Source organism: Bacillus sp. V3-13 (genome assembly GCF_002860165.1).
Classification (GTDB): Bacteria; Bacillota; Bacilli; order Bacillales; family Cytobacillaceae; genus Bacillus_BJ.
In genome coordinates this window covers 1-10,010 of record NZ_PGUZ01000061.1, presented here as the reverse complement: position 1 = coordinate 10,010, position 10,010 = coordinate 1, and the positions used below count along the sequence as shown (strand labels likewise).

Genomic DNA, 10,010 nt, shown 5'->3' with positions numbered 1-10,010 from the left:
GGTTCGCAACCATTTTCATTCTCTGTGGTGAAGCGCTGATTTTTGCGCTTCATGGATGGCTAACGGGCAGGATAATCCTAAGATGCCTGGTTTCATATCTAATGCGATAAAGATGAAAGGCCGGCCGATCAGTAAAACTTCTGACCGACCTCTTATTGCATGTGCTTCGACTGGGTTAGCAGATACGCTTGAATTCACATTTCTTCATGAACTAGATTTCATTCACGGGAGTATGCCGCTTGTATATGCTCCGCCGAAAGTTTCGTCATACCAAATATTGTATCTGTAACTCGCTTCGATTTTATGGGATCGGGATCATTCACCATCTCCCACACATTTGATGGAGCTATTTGCCAGAAGACTCCGAATTTATCCTTCAGCCAACCACATTCTTGTTTCTCTCCGCCCTCAGAGAGTTTCTCCCACAACATATCGATTTCTTCCTGGGAGTCACAAGCAACATAAAGCGACACACCGTCTCCGATCACAAATGATGGCCCGCCGTTCGCAGCCATCATTTCGTGCCCGTCGAGCACGAAGCTGATTGTTCTGACGGCACCCGGAGTTCCGTATTGTTCCCCTTCTGATACGCGTGTGATATTTCGGATCCAAGAGTTTTTGAAAATGGACACATAATAGTTCACAGCTTCCTCGGCTTGATGGTCGAAGCACAGATGTGGCGTAATTTTCGGCAATTTAATACCCATTCCGTCTACCTCCTAAGTGATTATGTTTTCTGTTATGATGACTGTATTTGCGCCAACAGTTCTTCCAATCGTTCCATGCCTTCATCTCCACCAGATTCCGCACCGGCCCGAAGCATAGCGTCCCGAGCTTCAGATGTTTGAAAAACGGATTGAGCTATCAACATTGTTCCGCCATCCGGCAACTGTTCCAGCGTCACTGTTTCCAGTAAGACGTCGCCCGGCGCTCCCTCATATTCAAATGTCCTGACAATACGCCGAGGAGCATCAATCTCGTGGTACACTCCGTTAAATGCATGGACACCTCCTTCTTGATCAGTTTGTATGTAGCGCCACAGTCCTCCCTTCCTGACATCCATGCATTCCACAACTGTAGTGAAACAACGGGGCCCCCACCATTTTGGTATCACAGTCGAATCTGTATACATAATGAATACCAATTCGCAAGGCGCCGATAATTCCCGCTGAATGATGATATCCAACTGACCAGGTTCGGAAGTAATAATCGATTTAGCCAACGAGATCATCTCCTAATTTAATAATTATTTGTCCGCTTCTATCGGCTTACTCGAGGAAACTCGATTTTTAGGCAGCAGATTTGCTTTTTCCGACAGCTCCTTTCCCTGCAGGTTGTTCATCAGTTCCTCCATCCTGTCGAAGCTTTCGTCCGTTAGACGACGGTACGATTCGGCCCACGCCTCTAACTCTCTGAACGAATCTGGACGCAACCGATAGATCCTTTTGTTCCCCATTGGCCGCGACTCTACGAGCCCAGTGTCGCTCAGAATGCGAAGATGCTTTGAAACCTTGGGCTGATCGTACCCGAGCTTGTCAGTAATCTCGCCGACCGATTGCGGACCCGCACTAAGCAATTCCACGATTTGATAGCGATGCTCCTCAGCTAAGGCATGTAAAATGGTTTGCATGACCTCAATATACATTAAAACGTATATACTTTCAAGTGTATATTCTCAATTATAATTTTATGTTTGAGCATGACAAAAATATGAGCATAAAACAAAAAATTTTGAGTACTCAGGCATGCGTAAATGCACTTTTGAACTTTCGCGCAAAAGCATTTTTCCCGCTACCGTTATGCATTGAAGTGACGGGCAGTTTAACGCAGGAATAAATGCTCGATGAATAAAGATAGCAAGCGAAAAGAAACTCTTAAGCTTTAATTGTAATATTATTGAAACAGATTTTTACCTGTCGGATAGCAGGTTGAAATGGTTCGAAGTCGAATTTTATATTAAGAAATTCAAATAAGTAGGAGTGGTCATAATGGCGAAACTCTCAGGCCAACAACAAGTCGAAGAATACCTGAGGAAACTTGAACATCCATTGAAAAGGGAGATTCAGGAAGTTCGTAGAATCGTCTTAGGTATCGATAAGGAGCTTTCCGAACATGTGAAATGGAATGCACCAAGTTTCTGTTTTCATAATGAAGATAGAGTAACTTTTAACCTTCATGGCAACGGTTTTTTTAGACTTGTGCTTCACCGCGGAGCCAAAATAAAAGAAAGCGTTAACTTGAAGCGTTATTTCGATGATGTGCAAGGGTTTATGGAGTGGGTAGCAGCCGACAGAGCCACAATAAAATTTACAGATATAAAAGATGTCGAATCAAAAAGTGAGCTACTAAAAGAAGTGGTCAGAAGGTGGGTAGATGTAACGTAAAAAAAATTAAGCCGCAAGCGAATTGAAACATAAGCGGATGGACTCAGCTAACGGGGAACGTTAGTAAAATAACTTAGAAGCCATTTTTACAGCTACTCTTTCTCATTTTTGATATTCAGCAATCGGGCGCTATTCTTAAGTAAAGAAAGTGTCCTTTTCTTGTATTTCAAGGTTTCCTAAAGTTTGGTAATTTGTTATAGTCTGCGATTGTTGAATAACCTGAGTATAAAAAAGGCTCTCCTTGAACATAATATAACCTAGAATAATGGATTTATACAGTAGGAGAGTGAAAGAATCATGTTATTATCCGAAGCGTGGCAAAAGTATCAACAAGATAAAAAAATTGAGGGATATTCACCACTTACATTAAAAACATACTGTTTTCAATATAACCTCTTATTACGATTTTTCGGTGATATAGATATGAGCGAATTGACTACTGAGAAACTAAAAGAATATCTAGTACAGGAAGGAGATCACTTAAAGCCATCTAGTTTAGGACACAGGGTTCACTGCGTTAAATCATTATTCAAATGGACACATGAAGAAGGTTATATTCCGAAGAATCCAGCCGCTAAATTAAAAGAGCCGAAATTAGGTAAAAGAATTCCTAAATTCCTTTCTGAACTAGAGATTGAACATCTTAGAGAATCTTGTAATACAACGATGGAGAATACACTATTTGAGTTTATGTATTCGACCGGCTGCCGTATTGGGGAAGTTGTAAAATTAAATCGAGACGATATTAATTTTCGGACAAATTCAGTAATTGTCCATGGAAAAGGGGATAAAGAAAGGGAAGTATAATTTAATACCCGTTGTTCTATTTGGTTAAAAAGGTATTTAGATGAAAGAGATGATGAAGGGCCTTGTTTGTTTATTACGGAAAGAAGGCCAAAAAGGCGTATGAGCATTGATAATCTGAGATATGTTATCAAACGCATATCAAATCGAGCTGGGATAAAAAAGAGTATACATCCCCATCAATTACGACACAGCTATGCTACACATATGATGAATAACGGTGCGCCACTTGAAGTAATCCAAAGCCTGCTTGGTCATGAGAAGAGTGAGACCACCAAAATATATGCTCAGCTAAGTGGAAAGTTGAGACACGATTTTTATAGTAAATATTTTTGAAAGCGATTTAAATTAAACTTTAATTTAAATCGAGGAATCCCTCTTTCCAATTAATATTGAAAAGGAAGAATGTTCTTATCAAACCGGCTAAGTTTGGAAGGATGTTTTATGTATTGAACTATTAAATAGGGCTGACGCATGATAATATGTATATAAAGTAAGTTGGAGGTGACCTAAATGAAATGGGAAGATGTATGCCAAGCGTTCCCTGACCAATGGGTATTGATTGAGGCGATCCAAGCTTATACGAATGAAGAAAGTGAACGAATATTAGAAGAAGTTGCTCCTTTGAAAAAGTTTTCTAATTCTCCAGAAGCAATGAGAGCTTATCAAGAACTTCATTGTAAAAATCCTTCCCGGGAGCTATATGTTCTTCATACCAGTCGAAAAAAACCTAATATCATTGAGAAAAAGTGGGTAGGTGTGAGGCGGTTGTGAAGAAGTTATTCATAAAAGATGGGTTACTACTAACAGATATAGAAGTAACTTATAAAGGCAAATTATTACGGTTAAATCGTGTTTTAGTTGATACTGGGTCCGGCAGCACTATTATTAAAACTGATTTAGCTGAATCAATTGGCATTGTTGCTGAAGAAAACGATATGATTTATCGTATTAGCGGCGTTGGGGGCTCGGAGTTTGTTTTTTCAAAAACGATTGATTCTATAAAAATTGGAGAGAAAGAAACAGGTAATTTTACATTAGAAATTGGTGCGATGAATTATGGGTTTGAATTAGACGGAATTATTGGATTGGATTTACTACAACAAATGAAAGCAATTATTAACTTGGACAAGCTTATAATAGAGTGTGATTGTTAAAGGCAAGTATGGCGAAATTTCCATAGTTGCTTTTTATTTTTTGTATTGCTTCTTCTTTCATAATCAGGAAGTTTTCCTGGTAAAAGGATTGCGCCATTTTTACTTTTAAGGGCCATTTTAATGGAATAAGGTTTGAGAGGGAATTACCACAACTTTAAATATTCCAGAAGGAAGTTACCAAACGAAACAATTTTGGTAGAAATCTCGTATCTGGGTTATAGCCAGGATTTCAGCTGATGAAGTGAAATCTATTATTATATTTTTAACAAACGATAAGTAGTCCGCAGCAGATGTATATGATAAACTTTAATAGAATGATAAATAAGAATAATGAAGAAGGAGTGTGAAAGTGATGAAAGAAAGCGCTATTATTGATCTATATGATGTTTATAGGGAACAGACGATCGACCTAATTAGTTCTATTACCGAAGAACAAGCGGATGTTATTCCTGATGGTTTTAGCAATTCTTTACGCTGGAATTTTGGACATATTCTCGTTTCACAAGAGCAGTCAATGTTTAACCTTGGTATGAATCAATCCGGAGAAATTTCTATGAAAACACAGGATGCGTTCAAAAGGGGATCAAGCCCTAAAGATTGGTCTTTTACACCACTTACTTTGAGTGAAATAGGGGAGCAATTACAAGAACAAAAGGAACGAATAAAATCAACTTTTTCCGGAAGATTAGGGGAACCGGCTGCCAATGTCTTTGATTTGGGGAAACAAAGGAAGTTAAAAACGTTAGGTGATCTGTTCGTAGGCAGTCTCTGGCATGAAGGGGTGCATCAGGGGGTTATCGATAGTATTAAACGATCTTTGAAATAACAGAGTTACAGGTAATGGTGGTTTTATTGTGAAGATTGCTAAAGCGTAGATTTTTATCGCAATGTTAACTAGACACAGGTTCCACACTTTTTTTTAGGAGAATTAAGTTTATTCAACAATCGGGCGCGTTTGTGGAAGAGCACAAGCCCAATTCCTCGCTAAAAATACGGAGGGATTAGGCTTTTTTATCTTTCAAAATCCTTAACTTTGTAAATCCGCATTTCTTGACGATACCTCTTGGTAAACACTTTTGCGATAAGTGGTAAAACGAGTGGCGATGGCTGGTAAAAAACATGACAGAAGTGGTACATTTTTATGGCCGTAATCACCTTTTTCTTGGTTTCCTCACGCTTTATCTCAGCCATCTTTTCGACTTGCTGATTTTCATTAGGCATCCTTACTCACCGCCACTTCCTGCATTGCCGTTTTGTAATCTTCATTTGCCATCTTCTCTTGAATTGCCTGTATATATTCAACTATATAGATTGAACCTAAGTTTTTCCCTGTAATTTGGAAGGATTTCCGTACATCATACGTCGAATAAAGATTTATCATGAATGGGCGGTGAAGTGTAGTGAAATCCACTATTGACGAATTGCAGGAAGTTGAAAAAAGGATTAAATCTGAAAAAAATCGTCGCATGTATGAACGGTATCAGGCAATTCGCCTGCATCTTACAGGAAATACCATTAGCCAAATCGCTACTATTCTTAACCGAACAGATAGAACCATCGGAACATATATCCGTGCTTATCAAAAAAACGGACTGGAAGGTCTTTCTATGAAGTTTTCAACTGGAAAGCCGCCACGGTTAACGGAGGAGCAGCAGGCACATTTGAAACTGATCATTATTGACTTTCTGCCTCATGAGGTTGGGTTTCCGGCCAAGTTTAACTGGACTCTGGAAATCATTAGATCTTACATCCTCAGTGAGTTCGGAAAGGAATACTCCATCCGGGGTGTATCGAAACTGATGGCACGATTGGGACTGAGTTACACAAAACCGACATATACCCTGGCTGCAGCTGACGAAAAAAAGCAAAAAGAGTTTGTCGAAACTACCTTCCCGGAGTTAAAAAAAATACGAAAACGGCGAAATTGATCATATTTTGTTCGAAGATGAAAGCATGATCCGTGATTACCAAGCGCTGCAGTACACATGGTTTGAGAAAGGCAAGCAAAGAATCATAAAAACGACCGGCAAGCATCGTGGCGTAAAACTGTTGGCAACGGTTGATTACGTCACTGGTGAAATCGTATGGCAGGAAGAAGATCAATATACGGCAGAGGAATTCCTTGCTTTCCTTAAAAAAGTGACAGAAGCCTATCCGGCCGGAAACATCGTAATAATCCTGGACAATGCAAGGATCCACCATGCGAAATTGCTTGAACCCTTCCTTAAAGAAATGGAAGGAAGGCTGAAATTTGTATTTTTGCCTCCTTACAGCCCTCAGCTCAATGTCGTCGAGGGACTTTGGAAATGGTTGAAATCCGACGTCATCAATAATGTTTTCTACCATACCGCAGCTGAAATTCGAAAAAATGTCCATGCTTTTATGGAGAACATTAAGCTGGATCCAATGACAGTCATTGACCGGCTGTGTGTAAGGATGGAGTCAAATACAATTCAGGAAACTTTTTAGTTCGACTTATTATAGAAGGAAACAGAAATTTATATTGGAGATTAACAGTTCAAGAGAATATTGAATATTTTTTAGGGAACAGGGGTCTTTCAAGAAAATCCTTCGCGCATGAGATGGATTCTTTATTATCTAGATTCAGCTTGTCCGAAAAGAAGAACGAACTCGTTAAAAACCTTTCGAGAGGAATGCAGCAAAAGGTTGCAATTATCATAGCGCTTATGAGCAAGACAGATGTTCTTTTGCTGGATGAGCCAACCCTTGGGCTGGATGTAGAGGCAAATAATGAAATTCGATCCTTCCTTAAAGAAATTGTTACTTTAGAAAGGAAAACCATCCTCATAAGTTCACATGACATGAATCTTATTGAAAGGTTGTGTGACCGGGTCATCATTATTAACAATGGTGAAATTGTGACTGATGATTCCGTTAATAATCTGATGAACTTATTTCAAGCCGTTTCGTATCACTTTATCATTGATGTCCCTTTATCAGAAATGCAAAAAAATATAATCCTTCAGAAGTACCCGACAATGGCTAGCATTTATAAAGACGGAGAACACATCCTGGAATTTACCATCATACAGAACAATGATTTTTATAACATTGTCGAGCTACTAAAACAATTTGACCTTCTGATTGAGTCCATTGAAAAAAATCAGATTAACTTCGAGCAAGTCTTTCTCAATTTGGTCAGGGGAGAACGAATGCATGCAACTATATAACATCTTCATCTCAAACCTTAGAAGAGAAGGCATTCAAATGTATCGTTATCTTCCAAATACCTTAAGTGAACTTGCCATCTTTTACATTGTCTTTCTTGGCTTTTTCTTAGGCATTACCCTGGTTGGGGACGAAAGGACAATTGACTACAATATACAGATGGTTATTTTAAATTATGTGTTTTGGTTCTTGATTCTGACAATCACACAGGGTATAGGATGGGAAATTTCAAATGAAGCCGGCCAAGGGACATTGGAGCAGCTATACATGACTCCATACAAATTATGGTTTGTCCTCTTATCACGCATGATCAGCACGCTTCTCATTAATATTGTAACGATTACTGTTCTTTTATATGCTGCCATGCTTACCTCAAACCAGTGGTTAAATATTGACTTATTTTCCATCCTGCCCATTCTTACTTTCACACTAGTGGGGGAATTCGGATTGGGATATGCCATTGCCGGGATGACTATGATCTTAAAGCAGGTTGATTATATATTGCAGCTTTTCCAATTTGTCATTATGGGACTTACATTCGTACCACTAACGATTGCACCATACTTAAAATTTTGCCCTTTTATGCTTGGTCTCCAGATGATTAGAGACATTGCAATCAAAGGGGTTGCGCTATCTGATATCCCTATAATTGACTTAGCATTATTATTGTGCAACGCAATCATCTATTTCTTCTTGGGATTAGTCTTGTTTAAAAAATGTGAACAAATTGCAAAAAGCAAAGGGCTATTCGGTCACTATTAGGAGGTACTTTCATGATTACAAGCAAAAATTCGATTAATTTAAATATGTTAGCTGAATTTATTGCAAGATTAAACAACATCGATGAACATCATGTAGGCTATTGCGGGGAAAAGCAAGAAGAAATACTGGATTCTTTAACAAATAATTTTTCTGATATACGTATAGATGATTCTTTTTCAGTTATTTATAAAGAAGAAAAGATTATTGCGGCTCTTGGAGCGGATGTAAGTCTTGAAGACAAAACAGCAGAACTATGGGGACCATTTATAAATGGCGAGAACCCAGAAGAACTTTCTTTAGCGATGTGGGAAGACCTCTCATCCAAATTATCTGACAAGGTACATACATTTAATGGTTTCTATAATTCCAAGAACATTCATGCGGATAAATTTATGAAAATGTTAGGTGGAGTTAAAAGAGGCAATCATCTTATTCTAAAAGTTGTAAATAAGGATTTTATACATGAGGCAGATCTTCAAATCAAAGAACTTTCTAAAGAGAGGTATGATGATTTCATTAAGCTTCATGAGGATGCTTTTCCTGAAACTTATTATACGGGTCAGGAAATTATCGATAAAATTGATAACCATAACAAAGTATTTGTAATCGAAAATGGCTATAGCCTATCGGGATACGTTTATGTCGAAGGAAATCCTAAGTTTAAGGAGGGGAATATTGAATTTATTGCAGTTTCCCCAACAGACAGAAAAAAGGGGATTGGGACAAGGCTTATTAAAAGTTCTCTCGCTTTCCTTTTTGATAGCCTAAAAATTGATGAAATTACTATTTGCGTAGATTTCGGTAATTCCAAAGCAATAAATCTGTATAAAAGTGCAGGCTTTAAAGAAATCTATTTCTTAAATCACTACATTTTAGAGAAGTAATATTTACTGGCGATAGATATAAATCATATAAAAATAAGTAGGCAATTTAGCCTACTTCTTATGTTCAAAAAGGTACGGGTTTTGGAACAAACAATAACTTATTAATGAAATGTGTGCTTTTTTAATTTTGTTCAGCAAACTGGGTGCGATTGTGCAGTAATACTTGGATTTAACCCCGTCTTAAAATTAGGATGGGGTTATAAGTGTTTATGATTTTAAAATTAAATAACTTTATTGTCACTTAACAGTAATGTTAAGTTTATGATACACGCATATTTATCGGAATTCTCGTATTCATATTGAGTTCAAAAGTTCCGTATGGATTAACATGATGATAAAATAAAGGTGTTAATCCCCTAAAATCTTCTAAGGTCATTTTCCTTAACCAATATTTGTTATTATCATAAAGTACTTCTTGTACCATTAAGGTATTCATATAGACTAAGCAATTTTGCAGCAATTGAAGTGATAAGGCGGACACTTCTTGATCTTCTATCGAATTGGAACGAATTTCACTGTTTTTTCCATAGAAAATAAAGGTATTCACCGAGTTCCATTGTTCCACTGTATTTAATCCTTCATGGATCTCCCTGCGAATCTCTTCATAGTGTAAATAATCACATAAAAAGATTGTTTTAATAGCTTTTCCTAATTCACATAAAGCCTGATAGGTTGGATGTTTTGTATCCCTTGTAAATCGCTTTAATATGGATTCTGCAGAAGCAGTCCCCAACCGCAGAGCAGTTGCAAACTTAATGATTTGTTCGTACTGTTGTCGAATAAGATCCCAGTTAATCGGTCTACTTAAAGCCTGTTGCAGGTGAGGATAT

At 37.9% G+C, this 10,010-nt stretch carries 13 protein-coding genes and 1 pseudogene; 9 read left to right on the top strand and 5 right to left on the bottom strand.

The annotated features are described in order from the left end of the window. Positions 1-218: 218 nt before the first annotated feature. Genes CU633_RS19030 through CU633_RS19020 form a run of 3 tightly spaced genes read right to left on the bottom strand, consistent with a single transcriptional unit; the run spans position 219 to position 1,645 of the window. A complete protein-coding gene (locus tag CU633_RS19030; RefSeq protein ID WP_219620976.1) occupies positions 219-707 on the bottom strand; it encodes a VOC family protein in 489 nt (162 codons plus the stop codon). Between the two features lie 32 nt (positions 708-739). Continuing rightward, positions 740-1,222, bottom strand: coding sequence for an SRPBCC domain-containing protein (locus tag CU633_RS19025; protein WP_219620975.1), 483 nt, complete (start codon positions 1,220-1,222; stop codon positions 740-742). A gap of 24 nt (positions 1,223-1,246) precedes the next feature. Next, positions 1,247-1,645 carry an ArsR/SmtB family transcription factor gene (locus CU633_RS19020; protein ID WP_374703391.1) on the bottom strand — a complete coding sequence of 133 codons (399 nt, stop codon included), beginning with the start codon at positions 1,643-1,645 and terminating at the stop codon, positions 1,247-1,249. A 343-nt stretch (positions 1,646-1,988) separates the two neighbouring features. Between CU633_RS19020 and CU633_RS19015 the strand changes: the two genes are divergently transcribed. From CU633_RS19015 to CU633_RS18995, 5 genes and pseudogenes are all read left to right on the top strand, one after another. Further along, positions 1,989-2,384 carry a DUF1801 domain-containing protein gene (locus CU633_RS19015; RefSeq protein ID WP_101662157.1) on the top strand — a complete coding sequence of 132 codons (396 nt, stop codon included), beginning with the start codon at positions 1,989-1,991 and terminating at the stop codon, positions 2,382-2,384. Between the two features lie 297 nt (positions 2,385-2,681). After that, positions 2,682-3,524, top strand: a pseudogene (xerA, locus tag CU633_RS19010) (site-specific tyrosine recombinase/integron integrase). A 177-nt stretch (positions 3,525-3,701) separates the two neighbouring features. Continuing rightward, entirely contained in the window at positions 3,702-3,962 is a 261-nt protein-coding gene (locus tag CU633_RS19005) for a hypothetical protein (RefSeq protein ID WP_101662156.1), read from the top strand. Continuing rightward, the gene (locus CU633_RS19000) at positions 3,959-4,345 is read left to right on the top strand and encodes a retropepsin-like aspartic protease (protein WP_101662155.1); all 387 of its coding nucleotides are present in this window, start codon (positions 3,959-3,961) and stop codon (positions 4,343-4,345) included. Before CU633_RS19005 ends, CU633_RS19000 begins: the two co-directional genes overlap by 4 nt. 352 nt (positions 4,346-4,697) lie before the next feature. After that, the gene (locus tag CU633_RS18995; RefSeq protein ID WP_101662154.1) at positions 4,698-5,171 is read left to right on the top strand and encodes a DinB family protein; all 474 of its coding nucleotides are present in this window, start codon (positions 4,698-4,700) and stop codon (positions 5,169-5,171) included. 185 nt (positions 5,172-5,356) lie between these two features. Here the strand turns inward: CU633_RS18995 and CU633_RS18990 are convergent, their stop codons facing one another. Further along, positions 5,357-5,566 (bottom strand): hypothetical protein, encoded by a 210-nt coding sequence (locus tag CU633_RS18990; RefSeq protein ID WP_101662153.1) that lies wholly within the window; start codon positions 5,564-5,566, stop codon positions 5,357-5,359. 245 nt (positions 5,567-5,811) lie between these two features. Here CU633_RS18990 and CU633_RS18985 point away from each other — a divergent pair. The 4 genes from CU633_RS18985 to CU633_RS18970 all read left to right on the top strand — a co-directional run bounded on the left by CU633_RS18985 (position 5,812) and on the right by CU633_RS18970 (position 9,180). Beyond that, positions 5,812-6,814 (top strand): IS630 family transposase gene (locus tag CU633_RS18985; RefSeq protein WP_257959068.1). Its coding sequence is split into 2 segments (ribosomal slippage): positions 5,812-6,255 and positions 6,257-6,814, totalling 1,002 coding nucleotides; the frame shifts between segments, so codons are not numbered across the junction. Continuing rightward, positions 6,772-7,536: an ATP-binding cassette domain-containing protein gene (locus tag CU633_RS18980; RefSeq protein ID WP_101662152.1), complete on the top strand. Its 765-nt coding sequence runs from the start codon at positions 6,772-6,774 to the stop codon at positions 7,534-7,536. Before CU633_RS18985 ends, CU633_RS18980 begins: the two co-directional genes overlap by 43 nt. Next, the gene (locus CU633_RS18975) at positions 7,523-8,296 is read left to right on the top strand and encodes an ABC transporter (RefSeq protein ID WP_101662151.1); all 774 of its coding nucleotides are present in this window, start codon (positions 7,523-7,525) and stop codon (positions 8,294-8,296) included. The genes CU633_RS18980 and CU633_RS18975 overlap by 14 nt, the downstream gene beginning before the upstream one ends. Before the next feature lie 11 nt (positions 8,297-8,307). Then, the gene (locus CU633_RS18970) at positions 8,308-9,180 is read left to right on the top strand and encodes a GNAT family N-acetyltransferase (RefSeq protein ID WP_101662150.1); all 873 of its coding nucleotides are present in this window, start codon (positions 8,308-8,310) and stop codon (positions 9,178-9,180) included. Between the two features lie 259 nt (positions 9,181-9,439). Here the strand turns inward: CU633_RS18970 and CU633_RS18965 are convergent. Further along, the coding region (locus CU633_RS18965; protein ID WP_142383439.1) for a Tn3 family transposase at positions 9,440-10,010 on the bottom strand (571 nt) is incomplete at its 5' end.